Genomic DNA, 20,309 nt, shown 5'->3' with positions numbered 1-20,309 from the left:
TTACTTGGTGACGGCGGCGGCAAGCTTCGACAGCGGCTCCCCGAGCGCGCTGACGGCGTCCGAGAGTTCCTTGCGCTGGTCCTGGCCGACCGTCTCGTACGAGGCGAAGTCGTAGGTGTTCTTGTCGGCGCGGTACTTGTCGAGCAGCGTGTTCATCGCGGCGAACTGCTTGTCCAGCTCCGCGGACAGGGCCGGGTCGTTCTTCGCGGCGGCCGGCTTGAGCAGCTCGTACGCCTTCTGGGCGCCCTCGACGTTGGCCTTGAAGTCGACCAGGTCGGTGTGGCTGTAGCGCTCTTCCTCACCGGTGACCTTGCCGCTGGCCACCTCGTCCAGCAGCTCCTTGGCGCCGTTCGCCATGGAGGTCGGGGTGATCTCCGCCTGGCCGACCTTCTTCTGCCAGCCGGTGAGGTCGGTCATCAGCTGGTCGGCGAGCTTCTTCTCGTCGTCGCCGATCTTGTTGTCGGCGAACAGGGCCTTCTCCAGGCGGTGCCAGCCGGTCCAGTCCTTCGCCGGGTCCTGGCCGGCCTCCAGGCCGTCCTCGCGGACGTCGACCTTCGGGTCGATGTCGCCGAAGGACTCGGCGACCGGCTCGGTGCGCTCCCAGCCGATGCGGGACACGGCGTACGCCTTCTTGGCGGCCTCGACGTCGCCGGCCTTGACCGCGTCCGCGAAGGCCTGCGCCTTGGGGAGGGTCTCGTCGGCCTGCTCCTGCACGTACTTGCGGTACGCGGCGACCGCGGCGTCCAGCTCCGGGCTGCGCTTCTCGGCGGCGCCGTTGCCCGTGGCCTTGACCTTCTGGCGGATGCCGTCGCCCTTCATGCCGGGCTTGCAGGCGATCTCGTAGTCACCGGCCTTGATCTCGGCGGTGATGGAGGCCTTGGTGCCGGGGCCGATGTTCTCGCGCTCGGCGACGATGCGGTCGTCCGGGAAGAGGACGTAGACCTCGGTGACCTTGGAGCCCTTGTTCTCGACCTCGATGGTGACCTTGCCGGCCGGGAACTCCGTCTTGGAGACCTCGCAGGCGCTGTCGGAGGCGGCGACCTTGATGGCCCCGTCGCCGGCGCCGCTCTTCTCGGCGCAGCCGGTGACGGCGGTGAGCGCGGCCACGGCGGCAGCCGCGGTGAGGGCGGTGAGGCGGGCGGGGCGCATGGGCTGGCTCCTGGCTGTCTGGCGTTCGGCAGACGGCCGCCCCGATCAGGAGGGCGGCCGGTGAGGCGGACCTAACTTAACCGAGGCTTACCTGACCCATGCTCGCGGGTCCAGTGATTCAGGCCACAGATACGACCGCCGGACACGGGGCCGTCACGGTGCCTTCAGGTCCAGCCCAAAGAAAGGTCAAGCGGAGGTCAAGTCGGTGTGGCCGTTCCGTAGGACGGAAAGGTCCTCGTCCCGTACGGGGAGCACAAGCGGAACCCCCGTACGCGGATGTGGCAGCACCTCGACGGGCTGCCGATAGATCCGGCTCAGCAGCTCGTCCCCGAACACCTCGCCCGGTGGCCCGTCCGCCGCGATCCGCCCGCGGTGCAGCACGGCGGCCCGGTCGGCGTGGGCCGCGGCCAGCCCGAGGTCGTGCAGGACGACGACCACCGCGTCCCCGGCCGCGGCCCGCTCCCGGCAGATCCGGAGCACCAGCTCCTGGTGGCGCAGGTCCAGTGCCGCGGTCGGCTCGTCGAGGAGCAGCAGCGGGGCCCGCTGGGCCAGCACCCGGGCCAGGGCGACCCGGGCCCGTTCGCCGCCGGAGAGCGCGGAGAAGGGGCGATCGGCGAAGTCCGCCACCTCCGTGGCGGCCATGGCGGCGGCCACCGCCTCCTCGTCGGAGTCGGCGAGCGGGGTGCCGGACCACGGGGCGCGGCCCATGCGGACGACGTCCCCGACCGGGAAGGGGAAGGACACGGTCGCCGACTGGGGCAGCACGGACCGGCGCAGTGCCAGATCCGGGGCCGGCCAGTCGCCCGCCGGCCGCCCGTCGATCCGTACGAGGCCCTCGGCGGCGGGCAGATCGGCCGCGAGGGCGGCCAACAGGGTCGATTTCCCCGCGCCGTTCGGGCCCACCAGCGTCAGTACCTCGCCGGCCCGGGCGGTCAGGTCGATCCCGGCCAACACCGTGCGCCCGCCGAGCCTGACGTGGAGGCCGACGGCCTCGGCGACCGCCGCACCGGGGGCCGGCCGGGCGGGAACCCCGCGCCCGCCGCGCCGGAAGAAGGGGAGGGAGAAGGGGGTGCTCACGCCCAGCCTCCCTGCTTGCGGCGGGTACGGCGCAACAGCCAGAAGAAGAAGGGGCTGCCGATCAGCGCGGTCAGCACGCCGAGCGGCAGCTCGGCCGGCCGGGCGATGGTCCGGGCGGCCAGATCGCCCCCGAGCAGCACCACAGCGCCGGCGAGGGCGCTGCCCGGGACCAGGGAGCGGTGGCCGGGGCCGTTCGCCATGCGCAGCAGGTGTGGGACGAGCAGCCCGACGAAGGTGATGATGCCGGCCACGGCGACGGCGGCCGCGGTGAGCAGCGCGACGACGAGGACGAGCACGACGCGCAGCCGTTCCACGTCCACGCCGAGATGGTGGGCGGGCCGCTCGCCCAGCGAGAGCAGGTCCAGCTTGCGGGCGTAGAAGGGAGCGATCGTCAGGCCGGCCAGCGCGCACGGTAGGACGGCGAGCACCTTGGGCCAGGTGGCCTGGGCGAGGGAGCCGAGCTGCCAGAAGGTGATCTGGTTGACCTGGCCGCTGTCCGCGAAGAACACGAACAGGCCGATCAGGGCGCCGGCGAAGGCGTTGACCGCGATGCCGGTCAGGATGAGGGTGACGACCTCGGTCTTGCCGCCGTTGCGGGACAGGAGGTAGACGGAGCCGACGGTGACGAGCCCGGAGACGAACGCGCAGGCGGTGATGGTCCAGTTGCCGAAGAAGCCGAGCCCGAGTCCGATGGCGGCCACCGCGCCGACGGCGGCGCCCGCGGAGATCCCGATGACGCCGGGCTCGGCGAGCGGATTGCCGAACACCCCCTGCATCAGGGCCCCCGCGCAGCCCAGGCTCGCACCGACGAGCAGGGCGAGCGCGACCCGGGGGAGCCGAACGTTCCACAGCACGCTCTCGCCCACCCGGTCGAGCGGGGCTCCGCCGAGCCCCAGGCGGTGCTGGACGGACCCGAGGACCTCTCCGACGGGTATCCCGTAGGCCCCCACCCCGGCGGACACCAGCGCCAGCCCCCCGAGCGCGACGACCAGCCCCACGGCCAGCCACGCCCCGGTCCGGCGGGGCGCCCCGTCCGTCCGGGGCTCCCCGTGGACGAGGTCCGGGGCGGCCGCGGTGACCGTGTTCCGTCCCGTCACGTCACGCGGTCCTTCCGTAGAGCTGGGAGATCAGGGAGCCCAGCACCTGGTCCGTGCGCGGGCCGTAGTTCAAGAGGACGCCGTCGTCGACGGCGACCACCCGCCGGTCCATTCCGGCAGGGGTCTGCGCCACGCCCGGGATCTTCACCAGGCCTTCCGTGCCGCCCACGGACTCCAACCCCTTGGACATGACCAGGATGGCGTCCGGCGCGGCAGCCGCCAGGGCCTCGCTCGTGATCGGGGTGAAGTCCTTGCCGAGCCCCGACTCCTGGCCCGTGTCCACGGCGCCGGCCGCTTCGAGCAGTGAGGCCGCCCCCGAGTCGGAGCCGCCCATCAGGTACACGGATGCGGTGCCGCGCAGGTAGAGGAAGGCCACCCGGGGCTTCTTCCCGGTGGCCGCGGTCGCGGGGATGTCCTTGCGGACGGCGGCGATCCGCTCGGCGGTGCGCTGGTTCAATCGCACCCCGGCGTCCTTGACGCCGAGCGCGTCGGCGACCGTCCCGATCCGCTTCGGCACGTCCTCCAGGGACTTGGCCGGGGCGACGACGAGCAGCGGGACGCCCGCGTCGCGGATCTGCCCGATCGCCTCGGCCGGGCCGGTGGTGGTCTCGGCCAGTACCAGGGTCGGGCGCAGCGACAGCACGCTCTCGGCCGACACGTCGTGACCCCGGGTCACCACCGGTAGCTGCGCGGCCTGTTCGAAGGTGGCGGTGATGTCGCGGGCGACGACCTGGGGACCGAGGCCCAGGGTCTGGACGATCTCGTTCAAGCCGCCGGTCAGCGGGACCACCCGCTCCACGGAGGTCACCGTCACCTGCCGGCCGTCCGCCGAGGACACGGTCACCGGGAGCGCGGGCAGCGGCGCCGGGGCGAGCGGTTCCACCCGGTCGGGCACGGCGGCGGGCCGGGCTGCCGTGCCGGGTCCGGAGCCGGTGGCGGACGTGCCCGCGCAGCCCGTCAGGGCGGCCAGTGCCAGCGCGGCGACGGTGAGGACGAGGGCGAGGGCAAGGGCGCGGCGGGGCAGGCGGGTTGAAGCGGCGGGCGTAGGCACGAAGGCACCGTCCTGATCGTCCGGCTGGAGGTCTGGGATCCGGGGGCCGGGTCGAGGTTCCGGGGAATCGGGGGTTCCCCTCCGACTGGAGGTAGCTTAGGTTAGCCTAACCTTATTAACTAGCCCTGGGGGGCGTCCATGCCTGCAAGACCGGCCCGCGCGTCGACAGTCGCCCTGTTGGCGACCCTGGCGGCCTTGTGGGGCGCCCTGCTCCCGGCGACCGCCGCCCATGCGGCCGAACGCCCCGTACAGGGGGGCCGGCTGGACTGGGGCATCAAATCCTCCTTCCAGAGTTACGTCACCGGTCCCGTCGCGAAAGGCGCTTTCCAGCTGAAGAACGGCGCCGCCACGGTCGGCGGCAGCCTGTTCCGCTTCCACTCGGCCACCGGCTCCTACGATCCGGACTCCGGAGCCTTCGAGGCCTCCTTCAGCGGCGGCGTCGGCTTCCAGGGCCACCAGAAGCCGGACGGTGCGTACGAGTTGGACCTGACGGTCAGCCGCCCCACCGTCAAGATCGATGGAGGCGGCGGCACCCTCTACGCGGACGTCACGGGCAAGGCCAAGGACACCGGCGAGGTCAGCACCCGGACCCGGGTTCCCTTCGCCACCCTCGGCCTCGGCGGGATCAACATGAAGGGCGGCGCCAGCCCCGTCGTCCTGACCGGCGTCCCGGTCACCCTCACCGACCAGGGTGCCAAGGCCTTCGCGGGCTACTACTCGGCGGGCGACCGGCTCGACCCCCTCTCCCTCTCCGTCGACGTCAAAGCCGCCCCGGCCGCCGGCACCCCGCCGTCCGCGAGCGCCCCGGGGCAGACCCCGCAGCCTCCGCCGGACCCGCAGGCCGCCCGGGGAGCGTTCGCCGACGCCGCCGTCGACTGGGGTGTCCGGCGCACGTTCCGCGAGTACGTCACCGGGTCCGTCGGCCAGGGCAGATGGACCCTCGCCGAGGGGGCCCGGGACGGCGGCGCGCTGTTCCGGTTCCCGCAGGGCAAGGGCGCGTACGACGGCTCGAAGGGGACGCTCGACGCCTCCTTCGCCGGCACGGTCCATTTCACCGGCGTCCATCTCGACCTCGAACTCGGCAGGCCGCGCGTCACGGTGGAGAACGGCAAGGGCGTCCTGTCCGCGGACGTCACCACCGGCGGTGAGACGAAGGGCGCCGTCCCGCTCGTCGAGTTCGACGCCAAGGGGCTGAAGACCGAGGGCGCACTCGCCACCCTCACCGATGCCCCCGCGACCCTCACCGAGGGCGGCTCGCAGGCCTTCGGTTCCATGTACAAGGCGGGCACCGAGATGGACCCCGTCTCCCTCGCCGTCGCGCTCGATGCCACCGCGAAGCTGCCGGCCCTGCCCGACCTGGGCTCCACGGCCCCGCCCGCCCCGCCCGCCGCCCCCGGCCCGTCGCCCGCGCCCGTCGCCGAGGAGGGGGAGTCTTCGAACGCCGGGCCGTACGTCGCCCTCGGCGTGGCCGTCCTGGTCCTGGTCGGCGGTGCGACCCTCCTCCTCCTGCGCCGCAACCGCCGTACGGAGCCCACCCCCGCCGGACCGGACGCCCCGATCGCCCCGCCCGCCCCGGATGCCCCGACGACCCCGACCGCCCCGACGACCTCGGACGCCCCGGGCGGTTCCGCCGGGTCCGGGGGCCCGCAGCAGTCCCGGCCCTGACACCCCCGTCGTTCCCGCCCCTGCCCCTCCCGTTCCGTCAGCCACCCCCGTCGCCTTTCAGGAGGCCTGCCCCATGACCTCGTCCCACCGCCGTCCCCTCGCCCTCGCCATCGCCGCCGCGGCGGTGCTCGGCGCCACCGCCTTCGTCCTGCCCGCGACGGCGGCGGGCGGCGGGCAGGCCCCGGCGGCCGTCGCCGCCGCGCCGACGCCGATCGTGAACGGCACCCTCGACTGGGGCGTCCTGGCGAGCTACCGCTCGTACGTCCTCAACATCGCCAAGGGCACGATCACCCCGGCGGACGGGGCCGCGCTGAACTCCGACGGCACCTTCCGCTTCGGTTCGGCGACGGGCCGGTACGACAAGGACGGCGGGCACGTGGTGACCGCCGCCTTCAAGGGCAGCGTCACCTTCGACGCGCCCGCCCACGGCTTCAAGGTGACCCTCGCCAACCTCCGCTTCGACACGGGTACGAAGAAGCTGACGGCCGACGTCACCAAGAACGGCACCCTCACCCCCGGCGTCCCGCTGGCGGACGTGGCCTTCGGCGGCCCGGCGATGGACAAGCTGGGCACCACCCTCACCAAGGAGGCGGCGGAGCAGCTGGGTTCGGACAAGTACGTCGGTCTGGCCGGCGACCCGCTCACGGCGGCACTGGAGTTCGCGCAGCCCTCGCCGTCCCCCTCTCCGTCCGCGACGACGTCCGCCCCGGTGTCCCCGTCCGCCTCGGCCCCGTCGACGGGGGCGGCGCCCTCGCAGAGCACCGGCTCCCCGGCGGCCGACGGGCCCCAGCAGCTCGTGGGCGGCCGGCTGACCTGGGGGGTGAAGGACTCGTTCCGCTCGTACGTGGTGAAGGGCGGCGGCTCGGTCACCCCGGCGGGCGGGGCCGTCGCGAGCGGCGACACCTTCGCCTTCGCCCTGGGCAAGGGCGAGCTGGACACCGCGAAGCAGAAGCTGAGCGCCTCGTTCGCGGGCAGCCTGCGCTTCCAGCGGGCCGACCACGGCGTCGACATGACCTTCGCGAACCTGCGCGTCAACGCCGAGGGCAAGAAGGGCACCCTCGTCCTGGACGTCAAGACGCCCACCGCCACCAAGGCGGACGTCCCCTTCGCCACGCTCGACCTGTCGAAGACCGAGTACCGGACCACGGGCGGCCTGCTGACCCTGAACGCCGTCCCCGCCGCCTTCACCGCGGAGGGCGCGGCCGCCATCGGGGCGCCCAGCCCGGACTACGCGGAGGGCAAGCCGACCGACCCCGTCACCCTCTCCGTGTCCGTCGACAAGGACGCCGTGCTCCCCACGGGGACGCCCGCCACCGCGCCCACCGCGACCCCCGCGCCGGCCACCGCCGGCGGCACGGGAGGCGCCGTGGGAGGTGGCGGCGCTGGCGGCAGCATCGGCGGGAACCTCGCCAGCACCGGCGCCGAACTCCCGGCCACGGCCCTGCTCGCCGCCTCCGGCGCAGCCGTCGTGGCCGGTGCGGGCGCCGTCCACCTCGCGCGCAGGCGGCGCTCAGTCCGGATGTGAACCGTGTTTCAATTCCAGCGTGAACGATCTCGATGTGCTCAGTGTCTTCTGTGCGGGCGACGGGCGGTACGGCAACCTGCTCGGCGTCGTGCGCGACGGCCGGTCCTGCCCCGACGACGCGTCGCGGCAGGCCCTGGCCGCTGAACTCGGCTACAGCGAGACGGTGTTCGTCGACGACCCCGAGCGCGGGGTCGTCGACATCCGCACCCCCGGAACGCGGATGTCCTTCGCGGGTCATCCGCTGGTCGGCGTCGCCTGGCTGCTCGACATCGAGGAGCTCCAGCCGCCGGCCGGCTCCGTATGGGCCCGTGACGACGGCGAGTTCACCTGGATCACGGCCCTCCCCGAGTGGGTCGAGGGCAAGCGCACCGAGCAGTACGCCAGCCCCGCCGAGGTCGACGCGCTGCCCGCGCCGCCGCCGGGCGAGGGCTGGCTGTACGCCTGGGCCTGGGAGGACGAGACCGCGGGCCGCATCAGGGCCCGCGGCTTCCCGCGCCGCCCCGACGGGGCCATCACCGAGGACGAGGCCACCGGCTCGGCCGCGATACTGCTGACCGCCGAGCTGAACCGGGCCCTGAACATCACCCAGGGCGCGGGCTCCCAGATCCTCACCGCGCCCGGCCCGGACGGCACGGTCGAGATCGGTGGCCGCGTCCGCTTCGCCAAGCCCCCGCAGGCCCGCCCCGGAACTGAGTAGGCGCGCACCCGAAGTTGAGTACGCGCACCCTGGGGCCGGGCTGGCGCCTGCGGTGGAATGGGCGCATGAACACGAATTCGACCGCCGCGCAGCACCCCACCGGAACGCAGCAGTGGCTGCTGGTCCCCGCGCTCTTCACGGCGCTGACGCTGGCGGCCGCAGGCCTGAGCTACTCGACTTCCTACCTGCCGCAGGCGTCGCGCTGGCTCCTGCTGCCGTACCTGATCCCGCTGGGGCTGGCCGCCGCCACCTGGCGGCGGCCGCGGACCCCGCAGCAGAGGACGAACCGCATCGTGGCGGGCAGCATCGGCTGCGCGCTCGCCCTCTTCTACGCCAAGGGCGCCGAGGCCCTGCTGTTCTGCATCGGCCTGGCGGTCTGGCTGATCCAGGGCGACTGACTCAGGCGCTCAGTGGGAACGCTTCGCCCAGCTGGCGGAAGACCGCCCCGTTGAAGTCGAAGGCGCGCTTGCACTCGTCGATGATGCGCTGCTTCTCCAGGTCGTCCGCGGCGATCGCGTCCAGCAGGTCCCGGTAGGTCCGCTTGAAGGCCGCGGGGTTGGAAATGTCCGCGAAGACGTAGAACCGCACCCCATCGCCCTTGCGCGTGAAGCCCCAGGTCCGCTCCGCCTTGTCGCGGATGATCTGGCCGCCCGAGAGGTCGCCCAGGTAGCGGGTGTAGTGGTGGGCGACGTATCCGCCGGGCCAGGTGGCCGCGCACTGCGCCACGCGGGCCGCGTAGGCCTGCGTCGCGGGCAGCGCGATCAGCGTCTCGTGCCAGGCCGGTCCGCGCAGGTGCGCCAGGTCCCGCTCGATCTCGTCGACGCGCATCAGCTCGGGCCGTATGAACGGGCCCGCCACGGGGTCGTCCTTCAGGGACGCGGCCGCGTCCTCCAGAGCCCGGTACACGAACCACAGCTGCTCGGTGTAGCGCGCGTACGCGTCCACCCCCAACCGGCCGCCGAGCAGGTCGCTCATGAACGTCGAGGTCTCCGCCTCGGTGTGCTGCTCGTGCGAGGCGACACGGATGACCGTGGAGAAGGCGTCCAAGACAATCCTCCGGAGACGGGACGAGGGACGGGTCCGACGGGCTCGGGCCCGGCGGGCGTGACGGCGCGGCCGCCACGCCCGATCCTCGTGCTTAGGGTTACCTAAGTCAATGTGTTCCCGACGTGCTGTCGGTAAAACACTCCCGGCGGAAGTTTTACGGCAGGGTGAGGATCTCGGCTCCCGTGTCCGTCACCACCAGTGTGTGCTCGAACTGCGCGGTGCGCTTGCGATCCTTCGTGACGACCGTCCAGCCGTCCGCCCACATGTCGTACTCGTGCGTGCCCAGGGTCAGCATCGGCTCGATCGTGAAGGTCATCCCGGGCTCGATGACCGTCGTGGCGTGCGGGCTGTCGTAGTGCGGGATGATCAGGCCGGAGTGGAAGGACGAGTTGATCCCGTGCCCGGTGAAGTCCCGGACCACGCCGTAGCCGAAGCGCTTCGCGTACGACTCGATGACCCGGCCGATCACGTTGATCTGGCGGCCCGGCTTGACGGCCTTGACGGCCCGGTTCAGGGCCTCGCGGGTGCGCTCCACCAGCAGCCGCGACTCCTCGTCCACCGCCCCGCACAGGTACGTGGCGTTGTTGTCCCCGTGCACGCCGCCGATGAACGCGGTGACGTCGAGGTTCACGATGTCGCCGTCGCGCAGGACGGTGGAGTCGGGGATGCCGTGACAGATGACCTCGTTGACCGAGGAGCACAGGGACTTGGGGAAGCCCCGGTAGCCCAGCGTCGACGGGTAGGCGCCGTGGTCGCACATGTACTCGTGCGCGACCCGGTCCAACTCGTCGGTGGTCACCCCCGGGGCGATCAGCTTGGCGGCCTCTTCCATCGCCTGGGCGGCGATCCGACCGGCGATGCGCATGGCCTCGATGGTCGCGGCCGACTGCACCTCCGGTCCGGTGTACGGAGTGGGCGCGGGCTTGCCCACGTACTCGGGCCTGCGGATGTTTCCGGGAACGGAACGGACGGGAGAAAGCTCGCCTGGTACGAGCAGCGACTGGCCAGACATGCAAGCGAGTGTATCCAGCGGGGATGGGGCAGCATGGCGGCAGAGAGCGGTATCGAGAGGAGCCCTACGACGATGGCCCTGTTCAAGAAGCGCCAGGTGGGCAAACCCGGCGAGTGGTACTACTGCCTGGTCCACCACAAGGTCGAGGAAGGCCCGGAATGCCCGGCGAAGGACCGGTTCGGACCGTACGCGACGCCGGAGGAGGCCAACCACGCCATGGAGACGGCGCAGGAACGCAACCTCGAATGGCAGAACGACCCCAAGTGGAACGACAAGACCCCCGACGAGGACGAGGGCACGGCCGCGCCCTAGGACCGCCGGGCCGGGGCGGGCTACCAGCGGCTCGGCGGCGGGGCGGTCAGCTGGTCGGCCAGCCGCGCCAGCCGGTCCCGCAGCCGCCGCGGCCCGCGCTGCTCCGGCAGGCCGTTCTCCCCGGCCGCCGCGCTGACCAGGTGCTGCACCGTGTCCAGGTCCAGCTCGCCGGCGCCCTCCCGGACGGACAGGGCGTCGTGCGCGAGCGCGGCGAGATCCGGATCACCGCCGTCCAGGGACAGTACGGTCGCCCCCGCGCGCCGGGCGTCGTGCACCCGATCCAGCAGCCCCGCCCCGGGCCGCTCCGGCGCCACCACCAGCAGCGTGTGCCCGCGCCGGGCCCCCTCCAGCCGGCCCAGCCCCACCGCCAGGTGCGGCGGCGCCCCGGGCAGCACGCGGTGGCGCACCAGCGTGGGCGCCAGCTCCGGCAGCCCCGACCAGGCGGCCTCGTCCACCAGGTGGGCCGCCAGGTGCCAGGGCTCGTACTGCTCGGTGCCCACCAAGAGCAAGCTCCCGCCGGCCGGAGCCACGGAACGGCGCAGCGACCCGGCGAAGCGGCGCGCGGTCGCGGGCCACTGCGTACCGGCGAGCACCTCGCGCAGCAGCGCGACCCTCACGGCGTCCATATCGGCATCCTGCCGCATGGAAGGGACGTACAGGAGCGCTTCGCCCCGCTTCGCCCGGCAGTGCGGGCCCCGTGTCCGTTCGACTCTGCGGATCACGGCATTACCCTCGCCCCCATGACCTCCTCAGACAGCAATCAGATTCCGCCCGCCACGGCACCGGCGAAGGCGCCGGCCAAGGACCCGTGGGACCTGCCGGACGTGTCGGGCCTCGTCGTCGGCGTCCTCGGCGGCACCGGCGACCAGGGCCGGGGCCTGGCCTACCGGCTGGCGCGGGCCGGCCAGAAGGTGATCATCGGCTCCCGTGCCGCCGACCGTGCGCAGGGCGCAGCCGACGAGCTGGGCCTCGGCGTAGAGGGCGCGGACAACGCCGAGTGCGCGCGCCGCAGCGACATCGTGATCATCGCCGTGCCGTGGGAGGGCCACGCCAAGACCCTCGAAGCCCTCCGCGAGGACCTCGCGGGCAAGCTCGTGGTGGACTGCGTCAACCCGCTCGGCTTCGACAAGCAGGGCGCGTACGCCCTCCAGGTCGAAGAGGGCAGCGCCGCCCAGCAGGCCGCGGCCCTGCTCCCCGACTCCCGGGTCACGGCGGCCTTCCACCACCTCTCGGCGGTGCTGCTCCAGGACGCCTCGGTCGAGGAGATCGACACCGACGTGATGGTCCTCGGAGAATCCCGCGCCGACACGGACATCGTCCAGGCCCTGGCCGCCCGCATCCCGGGCATGCGCGGAGTCTTCGCGGGCCGCCTGCGCAACGCCCACCAGGTGGAATCCCTGGTCGCCAACCTCATCTCCACCAACCGCCGCTACAAGGCCCACACGGGCCTGCGCGTCACGGACATCTGACATCTGACGTCGGACATCTGACGTTGAGGGGAGGCCGTCGGGCCCGGCGGCCTCCCGAAGCCGTCCGCCGGGCCCGGCGGCGCCGCCACCCCGGTCAGCCCCGGTCAGCCCCGGCGTCCGCCGCGCGCCTCGACGGGCCCCAGATGCGCCACGACCCCCTGGTAGAAGCGGTCCACGGCCTCGTCGACGCTGCGGATGAAACCGGACTCCGTGTTCCCGCGGGTGTTGCCCATGCCCTTGATCAGCGACAGCCGGAACCCGGTGAGGGGTGCGCCGCCCTTGGGCAGCAGGTCGCCCGGCTCGGGGCGCAGCCGCTCCAGGGTGCCGCGCGGCCCGTTCCCCTCCTCGACGAGGCTCTCCACGTGCAGGTCCGCCGGCGCCTCGGCCAGCAGCCGAACCAGCCGCTTCACCGTGGTCAGCGGATACGAGCCCGCCGGCGCCGGTACGTCGACCGAGGTGCGGACCTTGCCCGTCCGCAGATCGGCGGTGACCGCGAGGACGCTGCTCGTCCCGTCGATGCGCAGCTCCGCCGTGAGCCGCCCGTCCCGGCACAGCTTCTCCGCCGCCGCCGCACGACGCGCCTGCGGGTCGCTTCCGCGCCGGGCGCGCTGCACGGGGAGCGCCTTCTGCCCGAGTTCCCCGCCCAGGCGCAGGCAGACCTGGCTGCCTTTACGGGAGCACTGCGGGGCATGGGGGACACTGGTGGGGCTCGACCCCGTTCCGTGTTGCCGAGGAGCTGTTCCCCATGCCCCGCCTTGCCGTGTTCGCCATCGTCGTCTGCGTCCTGTCCGTGGCCGCGGCCGTGGTCGCCTTCGTGGAGGGCAGCTTCCTGGGGATCGTGTGGGTGCTACTGGCCGGCCTCACGTCCAACATGGCCTGGTTCTACCTGCGCAAGGCCAAGGCCGAGAAGGCCTCGCGCTCCGCGGGCTAGGCGCGGCCGCTCACGGCTGGGGTGCGGCGCAGAAGCCGTTCGTGTCCTGCCAGAAGCGGTAGAGGTCGCGGCCGCAGAAGGTCTCCAGGTCGGACACGCCCAGCGTGGACAGCAGATTGCGCACCACGTCGAAGAAGTACCCGTTGACCTCCGGGATCCACAGCAGCGCGAACACCGCGATCAGCCCGAACGGCGCCAGTGGCGCCACCTCGCGGCGGATCCGGTACGACAGCCAGGGTTCGATGATCCCGTAGCCGTCCAGGCCCGGGACCGGCAGGAAGTTCAGGATCGCCGCCGAGACCTGGAGCAGCGCGAGGAAGGCGAGCGCGAAGCGGAACGCCATCGGGACGCCGTCCAGGGCGTTCAGCCAGAACGGCGCCGTGCAGACGACCGCGAACGCCACGTTGGTCAGCGGGCCCGCCGCCGAGATGATGCTGTGCTTCCAGCGGCCCTGGATCCGGTCGTGCTCGATGTAGACGGCGCCGCCGGGCAGGCCCAGCCCGCCCATGATCACGAAGATCACCGGCAGGATGATGCTGAGCAGCGCGTGCGTGTACTTCAAGGGGTTCAGCGTGAGGTAGCCCTTGGCCCCGACCGTGAGGTCCCCGCTGTGCAGGGCCGTGCGGGCGTGCGCGTACTCGTGCAGGCACAGGGAGACGATCCAGGCCGAGGTCACGAACAGGAACACGGCGAGCCCGGTGCTCGTCGAATACCCCGTCCACACGGCCCACCCGGTGACCGCCATGACCGCGACGATCCCGAGGAATACGGAACTGATCTGCCGCTCGCCGCGGCTGCCCTGATGACCCATGCGGCGAAACCTACCCCGGGCAGGGGGCCAAAAGGAGTACGGGCCAGGGGGTGGGGCCAGCGACAATGGGCCCGTGCGTTACGCGATTCTCGGTACTGCCCAGGCCAGCAGCGACGACGGGACACCCGTCGCCGTCGGCGGAACACGCCTGCGCGCGCTGCTGACCGCGCTCGCGCTGCGCCCCGGACGGGCGGTGCAGGCGCACCTCCTCGTGGCGGAGGTGTGGGACGGTGACCGGCCGGCGGACGCCCCGGCCGCGCTCCAAGCCCTGGTGGGCCGGCTGCGGAAGGCGCTGGGACACGGGGCGGTGCGCTCGGTGGAGGGCGGCTACCTCCTCGTCGCCGCGAGCGAGGACGTCGACCTGTACCGCTTCGAGCGGCTCGTCCGGGCCGGAGCCGCCGCGCAGGACCCCGCCGAGGCGGCCGCCCGCTATGACGAGGCCCTGGCGCTGTGGCGCGGCCCGGCACTGGCGGACCTGCCCGAATCGGCGGCCGAGTCCGTCCGCTGGGAGGCCGTGCGCATGGACGCGCGCCGGGGCCGGCTCGCGGCGGCCCTGGCCCTGGGCCAAGCCGAGCGGGCCCTCCCGGAACTGACCGTCCTGTGCGGGGAGCGCCCGCTGGACGAGCCGCTCCAGGTCCTGCGGATCCGGGCGCTGCGGGACACGGGCCGGGCGGCGGAGGCACTGGCCGCCTACGACACCGTCCGCCGGCACCTCGCCGCCCGCCTGGGCACCGACCCGGGCCCCGAACTGCGGGCCCTCCACACGGCCCTCCTGGCCCCGCCGCCGGCCGACACCCCCCGGCCCCCCGCCGTCGCCCACCCTGCGCAGCCGGTGCCGGAGCCCGTCGCCGCCGGGCATGGCCAGGGGAACCTGCGGGTGCGGCTGACCAGCTTCGTCGGCCGCGAGGACGACATCAAGGTCATCGGCGAGGACCTCGGGCGGGCCCGGCTCGTCACCCTCCTCGGGCCCGGCGGGGCCGGGAAGACCCGGCTGTCCCAGGAGGCCGCCGAGCACGCCGCCCGGGCGTGGCCCGACGGCGTGTGGCTCGTGGAGCTGGCTCCGGTGGACGACCCCGAGGACGTCGCCGAGGCCGCGCTCACCGCGCTCGGTGCGCGCGAGACCAAGCTGCGCACCGCCACCGAGGAGCTGCGGGCGCTGACCGACCGGGCCGGGGACGAGCCCCTCGGCCGGCTCGCGGAACACTGCGCCCGCCGCCGGATGCTGATGATCCTCGACAACTGCGAGCACGTCATCGGCGCCGCCGCGGAACTCGCCGAGGAACTCCTCGCCCGCTGCCCCGGCGTGCGGATCCTGGCCACCAGCCGCGAACCCCTCGGCGTGCCCGGCGAGTTCCTACGACCGGTGGAGCCGCTGCCCGACCCCGTCGCACTGCGCCTGCTCGGCGAGCGCGGGGCCGCCGCCCGGCCCGGGTTCCGCACCGACGACGACCCCGAGGCCGCCGCCGAGATCTGCCGCCGCCTCGACGGGCTGCCGCTCGCCATCGAGCTCGCCGCGGCCCGGCTGCGCCTCCTCACCCCGCGCCAGATCGCCGACCGGCTCGACGACCGCTTCCGGCTCCTGACCAGCGGCGCCCGGACCGTACTGCCCCGCCAGCAGACGCTGCGCGCCGTCGTCGACTGGTCCTGGGACCTGCTCGACGCACCGGAACGGGCCGTGCTGCGCCGGCTGTCCGTCTTCGCCGGCGGCTGCGACGTCGCCGCCGCCGAAGCCGTGTGCGCCGACCCCCACACCCTCGACCTGCTCGGCTCCCTCGTCGACAAGTCCCTCGTCGTGGCCGCCCCGGGCCCCGACGGCACCGGCATGCGCTACCGGATGCTGGAGACCGTCGCCGAGTACGCCGCCGAGCGGCTGGCCGAAGCCGGCGGGGACCGCGCCGACGCCGAGCGCCGCCACCTCACGTACTACCGCGAACTCGCCCGCACCACCGAGCCGCTGCTGCACGGCCGCGGCCAGCGCGAGGCCACCACCAGGTTCGCCACCGAGTACGAGAACCTCCGTACCGCGCTGCGCCGCGCCGTCGCGGCCCGCGACACCGGCGAGGTGCTCTGCCTGGTCCACTCCCTCGTCTGGTACTGGCAGATGCACGACCTGCGCGCCGAGTCCCGGCACTGGTCCAACGCCGCCGCCGCGCTCGGCCCCGACCCCTTCCTCGCGCCCGTCGTCCCCGCGGAGCCGGTGTACGAGCGGCTCGTGGACTCGCCCCCGCCGTACAGCGGGGACCAGCTCAACGAGGCCTGGCGCGGCATCCGGCTGATCCAGCTGGCAGCCCGCGACCAGCACAGCGGGAGCTGGAACGCGCCCGACGTCCTGGAACGGGCAGAGGGGGTCCTCGCCGCCTACCGGCCCGGCCTCCCGCAGACCTGCCGGTACCCGGCAGGTCTGTGGATCTTCGCCGTGATGATCGCCGGGGATCCCGCGCTGCTCCAGCAGGTCCTCGACGTCACCGTCGACACCGCCCGCGAGCTGGACTTCCGCTGGGAGCTGGCCGCCGCCCTCCAGGTACGGGCCAACGTCTTGGCCAACCGGGCCGACTGGTCCGGCGACGCGGCCCGCGACGCCGACGAGAGCCTCGCCCTCTTCGAGGCGCTCGGCGACGACTGGGGCTGCGCGGAGGCCCTTTCCGCCCGCGCCGAATCACTGGAGAAGCGCGGCGAGTTCGCGTCGGCCGCCAACGACTACCGGTCCGCGATCGAACACGCCGAGCGGCTCGGCGCCCCGTCCCAGGTCTCCGTTCTGCGCGTGAGGATGGCCGGGGGCCTGATCGAGAGCGGTGCCCTCGCCGAGGCCGAGGAGATCCTCACCGAGGCCGTGGACACCACGCGGTCCTACGGCAACGAGGCCCTGCCGGCCGCCCGGATGTTCCTCGCGATCATCAACGGCCGCACCGGGCGCATCGCCGAGGCCCACCGCCACCTCCGGCTGCTGCGCGAGGAGTTCGCGTTCGGCGTGCACGGGGTCTTCGACGGGTTCCTGCTCGGCACGATGGCCTGGCTGGAGAACCGGGAGGGCAAGTACACGGAAGCCCTCGCCCTGCTGCGGCAGGCCATGGAGAGCGTCCGGGACCCGCTCGCCGTGATGGTCACCCCACAACTTCCCGCCGTGTACCTGATGACGGCGGCCCTCTCCCGCATCTGCCTCGGCGGCCCGCAGGACGCCTACGACGCCGCGCGGCTGCTCGGCGCGTACCGGGCGCTGCTGCCGCCCCTGCACTTCGCGGTCAGCACGGAACGCGAGGACGCGGCCCGCGCCGAGGAGCTGACGCGCGCCGCGCTCGGCGACGCTGCCTACGAGGCGGCGTACGCCGAAGGCGGCGGCCTCACCCTGGAGGAGGCCACCGCCCTCATCTGACCCGGCCCCCCGTGCGGGGCCCGTCCGGGACGCGATCCGGAACGGACCGACCGTCCCGGATCAGGTCTTCTGGCGGAACTTGCGGACGGCGAGCGGCATGAGGACCGCGGTGATGGCGACCGACCAGGCCAGAGTGATCCACACCGAGTGGCCCAGTGGGGTGCCGTTCATCAGGCCGCGTGCCGCGTCGGCCAGGTTCGACAGCGGGTTGTAGTCCGTGAAGGACTGCAGCCAGCCCGGCATGGTCGTCGGCTTGGCGAAGATCGAGCTGCCGAACTGCAACGGCATCAGGACCAGCATCGCCATGCCCTGGACGGCCTGCGCGGTCTTCATCGTCAGACCCAGCAGGATGAAGATCCACATCAGGGAGGCGCCGAAGACGGCCGACAGCCCGATGGCCAGGAGCAGCGCCGGCACCGAATGGACGGACAGGCCGAGCATGAAGCCCACGGCGAGCAGGATGGCGTTGGCGACCATCATCCGGCCGAGTTCGACCACGATCTTGGCGATCAGCACGGAGGACCGGGCGATCGGCATGGACCGGAACCGGTCCATCACGCCCTTCTTGAAGTCGTCGTTGACGCCGGTGCCGACGCCCATGGCGATGTTCATGCCCATCATCGCCATCAGGCCCGGGACCAGGTAGTTGACGTACTGCTCCTGGTTGCCCTTGCCGGACATCGCGCCACCGAAGACGAACACGAACAGCAGCGTGAAGATGATCGGCATGAACACGGCGTCGAACATCGACTCCGGGTCCTGCTTGATCTGGAGGGCGTTGCGCCGCACCAGGGCGCCGATGTGGCGCAGGTTGGCGCGCAGGCCGATCCGGCCGTCCTCGGACGGGGCGGACGCCGCGGCCGCCGGGGCGGCCACGGGCTTGGTGGTGGTGACGGTGCTCATGCCGCGACCTCCTCGGTCTTCTCGGTGGGAACGGACTCCTCGATCGAGGTGGGCCGATGGCCGGTGATGGCCAGGAACACCTCGTCCAGGCTGGGCAGGTACGTGCCGAGATCGGCGATCCCGTATCCGCGGGCGGCCAGCAGGCCGACCACGGCGGTCAGCTGCTCGTCGCTCAGGATCGGGACCAGCAGCACGCCCTCGTCCGGGACGGCCTGCGAACCGGCGATGCCGTCGAGCCCTGCCTCCGCCAGCGCACGGGCCATGCCCGGCAGGTCGGAAGCGGCGGCGGGGCGGATCTTCAGGGTCCGGCCGCCGACGCGGGCCTTCAGCTCGTCGACCTTGCCGTTGGCGATGACCTTGCCCCGGTCGATGACCGTCAGCTCGTTCGCGAGCTGCTCGGCCTCCTCCATGTACTGGGTGGTGAGCAGGACGGTGGCCCCCTCGGCAACCATCCGCTGCACCTCGTCCCACACCTCGTTGCGGGTGCGGGGGTCGAGGCCGGTGGTCGGCTCGTCCAGGTACAGCACGGCCGGGCGGCCGATCATCGAGGCGGCCAGGTCGAGCCGGCGGCGCATGCCGCCGGAGTAGTTCATCGCGGCCTTCTTGGCGGCCTCGGTGAGCGAGAACCGCTCCAGCAGCTCGTCGGCGCGGGCCCGGGCCTCCTTGCGGGACAGGTCGAGCAGCCGGCCGATCATGTAGAGGTTCTCCCAGCCGGAGAGCTTCTCGTCGACCGAGGCGTACTGGCCGGTCAGGCCTATGGTGCGCCGGAGCTGCCGCGGCTGGCGGACCACGTCGTAGCCCGCGACGATCGCGGTGCCGGAGTCCGGGACGATCAGGGTGGAGAGGCAGCGTACGAGGGTCGTCTTGCCGGCGCCGTTGGGACCGAGGACCCCGAGGACCGTGCCCTCGCGCACGTCCAGGTCGACACCGTCCAGGGCTTTGGTCTCGCCGTAGTGCTTGACCAGTCCCCGCACCTCGACGGCGTGCGAGCCGTTCAGGGGATTCTTGTCGTTTCGCGTCATGTCCATCATGGGACCATCCGCGACCGACAACGCACCGACAGGCGACCGACAGGCAGCCGACAGCCCGCCGACGACACGTCGGCGGGCTGTCGGGCCGGGATCCGACCGGGTCAGTGGAAGCTGTGCTCGGCCTGCGGGAACGTTCCGCCGACCACGTCCTCGGCGAACGCCTTCGCCGCGTCGCCCATGGTCGCGCGGAGGTTCGCGTACTGCTTCACGAACTTCGGCATCTTCCCGCCGGTCAGACCCATCATGTCGGTCCACACCAGCACCTGCGCGTCGCACTCCGCGCCGGCACCGATGCCGACCGTCGGGATGTGCAGGGACCGGGTGACCTCGGCGGCCAGCTCGGCCGGGACCAGCTCCAGCACCACCGCGAAGGCGCCCGCGTCCTGCGCCGCCTTGGCATCGCGCAGCAGCTGGTGCGCGGCCTCGTCGCCGCGGCCCTGCACCCGGTAGCCCATGGCGTTCACGGACTGCGGGGTCAGGCCCAGGTGGGACATGACGGGGATGCCGGACTGCACGATCAGCTCGGTCTGGTGCAGCGAGCGCTCGCCGCCCTCCAGCTTCACGGCCCCGACACCGGCCTCCTTCACGAGGCGGGTGGCACTGCGCAGCGCCTGCACGGCGCCTTCCTGGTACGAGCCGAACGGCAGGTCGCCGACGACGAGGGCCCGGCTGGTGCCCCGTACGACGGCCGCCGACAGCAGGGTCATCTCCTCCATCGTCACGGGGACGGTGGTCTCGTAGCCGAGGTGACAGTTGCCCATGGAATCGCCGACGAGGATGACCGGGATGCCGGCCTCGTCGAAGACGGACGCGGTCATCGCGTCGTAGGCGGTGAGCATGGGCCACTTCTCGCCGCGCTCCTTGGCGAGGGTGAGGTCGCGGACGGTGATCCGCCGGGTGCCCGTGCCTCCGTACAGGGTGGGGGAGGTGGCTTCGCGGGCAGGCGAAACGGCATGCGTCATTGCAACTGCTCCTTGTGTCATCTCGAGGCGCCCTCACGGCGTCCCCGGACTCATCCACCATGGTGGCACCTGCCCGGCCCGTGGGGAAAGTGGCGCGAAGACCGGTGCGTCACACTCCCGGCCCACACGAGGCGCCCTCATGGCCCCCTCATGGTCCCCTCCTGGGGCGTTCGGCGCGCGCGAGAGCGAATGTGCGCGTT

At 72.8% G+C, this 20,309-nt stretch carries 19 protein-coding genes and 1 pseudogene; 8 read left to right on the top strand and 12 right to left on the bottom strand.

The annotated features are described in order from the left end of the window. The 4 genes from efeO to OG974_RS14830 form a co-directional block, all read right to left on the bottom strand. Positions 1–1,149: an iron uptake system protein EfeO gene (gene efeO, locus OG974_RS14845; RefSeq protein WP_371643392.1), complete on the bottom strand. Its 1,149-nt coding sequence runs from the start codon at positions 1,147–1,149 to the stop codon at positions 1–3. Positions 1,150–1,335: 186 nt separating this feature from the next. Continuing rightward, positions 1,336–2,226 carry a heme ABC transporter ATP-binding protein gene (locus OG974_RS14840; RefSeq protein WP_327283171.1) on the bottom strand — a complete coding sequence of 297 codons (891 nt, stop codon included), beginning with the start codon at positions 2,224–2,226 and terminating at the stop codon, positions 1,336–1,338. Next, positions 2,223–3,323 (bottom strand): FecCD family ABC transporter permease, encoded by a 1,101-nt coding sequence (locus OG974_RS14835; protein ID WP_371643389.1) that lies wholly within the window; start codon positions 3,321–3,323, stop codon positions 2,223–2,225. Before OG974_RS14835 ends, OG974_RS14840 begins: the two co-directional genes overlap by 4 nt. A 1-nt stretch (position 3,324) precedes the next feature. Continuing rightward, positions 3,325–4,374 carry an ABC transporter substrate-binding protein gene (locus OG974_RS14830; RefSeq protein ID WP_327283170.1) on the bottom strand — a complete coding sequence of 350 codons (1,050 nt, stop codon included), beginning with the start codon at positions 4,372–4,374 and terminating at the stop codon, positions 3,325–3,327. 138 nt (positions 4,375–4,512) lie between these two features. Between OG974_RS14830 and OG974_RS14825 the strand changes: the two genes are divergently transcribed. The 4 genes from OG974_RS14825 to OG974_RS14810 all read left to right on the top strand — a co-directional run bounded on the left by OG974_RS14825 (position 4,513) and on the right by OG974_RS14810 (position 8,659). After that, positions 4,513–6,039 carry an HtaA domain-containing protein gene (locus OG974_RS14825; protein WP_327283169.1) on the top strand — a complete coding sequence of 509 codons (1,527 nt, stop codon included), beginning with the start codon at positions 4,513–4,515 and terminating at the stop codon, positions 6,037–6,039. A gap of 73 nt (positions 6,040–6,112) precedes the next feature. Further along, positions 6,113–7,564: an HtaA domain-containing protein gene (locus tag OG974_RS14820; RefSeq protein ID WP_329313396.1), complete on the top strand. Its 1,452-nt coding sequence runs from the start codon at positions 6,113–6,115 to the stop codon at positions 7,562–7,564. Between the two features lie 19 nt (positions 7,565–7,583). After that, entirely contained in the window at positions 7,584–8,261 is a 678-nt protein-coding gene (locus OG974_RS14815; protein ID WP_327283167.1) for a PhzF family phenazine biosynthesis protein, read from the top strand. 65 nt (positions 8,262–8,326) lie between these two features. Further along, on the top strand, positions 8,327–8,659 hold the full coding sequence (locus tag OG974_RS14810; protein WP_327283166.1) for a hypothetical protein: 333 nt from the start codon (positions 8,327–8,329) through the stop codon (positions 8,657–8,659). A 1-nt stretch (position 8,660) separates the two neighbouring features. On the opposite strand, the gene OG974_RS14805 is transcribed toward OG974_RS14810, so the two are convergent. Together OG974_RS14805 and map are read right to left on the bottom strand one after the other, a co-directional pair. Further along, complete coding sequence (locus OG974_RS14805; RefSeq protein WP_327283165.1) at positions 8,661–9,308, bottom strand: biliverdin-producing heme oxygenase; 648 nt, start codon at positions 9,306–9,308, stop codon at positions 8,661–8,663. Positions 9,309–9,462: 154 nt separating this feature from the next. Then, the gene (gene map, locus OG974_RS14800; RefSeq protein WP_327283164.1) at positions 9,463–10,320 is read right to left on the bottom strand and encodes a type I methionyl aminopeptidase; all 858 of its coding nucleotides are present in this window, start codon (positions 10,318–10,320) and stop codon (positions 9,463–9,465) included. Between the two features lie 72 nt (positions 10,321–10,392). Here map and OG974_RS14795 point away from each other — a divergent pair, with 72 nt between their 5' ends. After that, entirely contained in the window at positions 10,393–10,632 is a 240-nt protein-coding gene (locus OG974_RS14795; RefSeq protein ID WP_327285628.1) for a hypothetical protein, read from the top strand. A gap of 20 nt (positions 10,633–10,652) precedes the next feature. Here the strand turns inward: OG974_RS14795 and OG974_RS14790 are convergent, their stop codons facing one another. Continuing rightward, entirely contained in the window at positions 10,653–11,258 is a 606-nt protein-coding gene (locus OG974_RS14790) for a hypothetical protein (protein ID WP_327283163.1), read from the bottom strand. A 114-nt stretch (positions 11,259–11,372) separates the two neighbouring features. Here OG974_RS14790 and npdG point away from each other — a divergent pair, with 114 nt between their 5' ends. Continuing rightward, on the top strand, positions 11,373–12,101 hold the full coding sequence (npdG, locus tag OG974_RS14785; RefSeq protein ID WP_327283162.1) for an NADPH-dependent F420 reductase: 729 nt from the start codon (positions 11,373–11,375) through the stop codon (positions 12,099–12,101). 104 nt (positions 12,102–12,205) lie between these two features. Here the strand turns inward: npdG and OG974_RS14780 are convergent. Continuing rightward, positions 12,206–12,763, bottom strand: a pseudogene (locus OG974_RS14780) (TerD family protein); the annotation flags it as partial. An 83-nt stretch (positions 12,764–12,846) separates the two neighbouring features. Between OG974_RS14780 and OG974_RS14775 the strand changes: the two are divergent. Next, positions 12,847–13,032, top strand: a complete 186-nt coding sequence (locus OG974_RS14775) for a hypothetical protein (protein ID WP_054221878.1) — start codon at positions 12,847–12,849, stop codon at positions 13,030–13,032. 10 nt (positions 13,033–13,042) lie between these two features. On the opposite strand, the gene OG974_RS14770 is transcribed toward OG974_RS14775, so the two are convergent. Then, positions 13,043–13,843 carry a site-2 protease family protein gene (locus OG974_RS14770; protein ID WP_327283160.1) on the bottom strand — a complete coding sequence of 267 codons (801 nt, stop codon included), beginning with the start codon at positions 13,841–13,843 and terminating at the stop codon, positions 13,043–13,045. Between the two features lie 73 nt (positions 13,844–13,916). Here OG974_RS14770 and OG974_RS14765 point away from each other — a divergent pair, with 73 nt between their 5' ends. Beyond that, entirely contained in the window at positions 13,917–17,213 is a 3,297-nt protein-coding gene (locus OG974_RS14765) for a BTAD domain-containing putative transcriptional regulator (protein ID WP_327283159.1), read from the top strand. A gap of 60 nt (positions 17,214–17,273) precedes the next feature. On the opposite strand, the gene OG974_RS14760 is transcribed toward OG974_RS14765, so the two are convergent. The 3 genes from OG974_RS14760 to panB form a co-directional block, all read right to left on the bottom strand. Continuing rightward, positions 17,274–18,116, bottom strand: coding sequence for an ABC transporter permease (locus OG974_RS14760; RefSeq protein WP_327283158.1), 843 nt, complete (start codon positions 18,114–18,116; stop codon positions 17,274–17,276). Next, positions 18,113–19,147, bottom strand: a complete 1,035-nt coding sequence (locus OG974_RS14755; protein ID WP_327283157.1) for an ATP-binding cassette domain-containing protein — start codon at positions 19,145–19,147, stop codon at positions 18,113–18,115. Before OG974_RS14755 ends, OG974_RS14760 begins: the two co-directional genes overlap by 4 nt. Positions 19,148–19,248: 101 nt before the next feature. Then, a complete protein-coding gene (panB, locus tag OG974_RS14750) occupies positions 19,249–20,109 on the bottom strand; it encodes a 3-methyl-2-oxobutanoate hydroxymethyltransferase (protein WP_371643384.1) in 861 nt (286 codons plus the stop codon). Between the last annotated feature and the right edge of the window lie 200 nt (positions 20,110–20,309).

The organism is Streptomyces sp. NBC_00597, from assembly GCF_041431095.1.
Lineage (GTDB): Bacteria > Actinomycetota > Actinomycetes > Streptomycetales > Streptomycetaceae > Streptomyces.
The sequence above is the reverse complement of the archived record's forward strand: the minus strand, read 5'-3'. Positions and strand labels throughout refer to the sequence as shown.

Bases quoted from the DNA above. Each gene is read 5' to 3' on its own strand.
- OG974_RS14790 (WP_327283163.1), bottom strand. From the start codon at position 11,258: ATGGACGCCGTGAGGGTCGCGCTGCTGCGCGAGGTGCTCGCCGGTACG.
- OG974_RS14820 (WP_329313396.1), top strand. From the start codon at position 6,113: ATGACCTCGTCCCACCGCCGTCCCCTCGCCCTCGCCATCGCCGCCGCG.
- OG974_RS14770 (WP_327283160.1), bottom strand. From the start codon at position 13,843: ATGGGTCATCAGGGCAGCCGCGGCGAGCGGCAGATCAGTTCCGTATTC.
- OG974_RS14755 (WP_327283157.1), bottom strand. From the start codon at position 19,147: ATGATGGACATGACGCGAAACGACAAGAATCCCCTGAACGGCTCGCAC.
- OG974_RS14795 (WP_327285628.1), top strand. From the start codon at position 10,393: ATGGCCCTGTTCAAGAAGCGCCAGGTGGGCAAACCCGGCGAGTGGTAC.
- map (WP_327283164.1), bottom strand. From the start codon at position 10,320: ATGTCTGGCCAGTCGCTGCTCGTACCAGGCGAGCTTTCTCCCGTCCGT.
- panB (WP_371643384.1), bottom strand. From the start codon at position 20,109: ATGACGCATGCCGTTTCGCCTGCCCGCGAAGCCACCTCCCCCACCCTG.
- npdG (WP_327283162.1), top strand. From the start codon at position 11,373: ATGACCTCCTCAGACAGCAATCAGATTCCGCCCGCCACGGCACCGGCG.
- efeO (WP_371643392.1), bottom strand. From the start codon at position 1,149: ATGCGCCCCGCCCGCCTCACCGCCCTCACCGCGGCTGCCGCCGTGGCC.
- OG974_RS14810 (WP_327283166.1), top strand. From the start codon at position 8,327: ATGAACACGAATTCGACCGCCGCGCAGCACCCCACCGGAACGCAGCAG.
- OG974_RS14760 (WP_327283158.1), bottom strand. From the start codon at position 18,116: ATGAGCACCGTCACCACCACCAAGCCCGTGGCCGCCCCGGCGGCCGCG.
- OG974_RS14825 (WP_327283169.1), top strand. From the start codon at position 4,513: ATGCCTGCAAGACCGGCCCGCGCGTCGACAGTCGCCCTGTTGGCGACC.
- OG974_RS14775 (WP_054221878.1), top strand. From the start codon at position 12,847: ATGCCCCGCCTTGCCGTGTTCGCCATCGTCGTCTGCGTCCTGTCCGTG.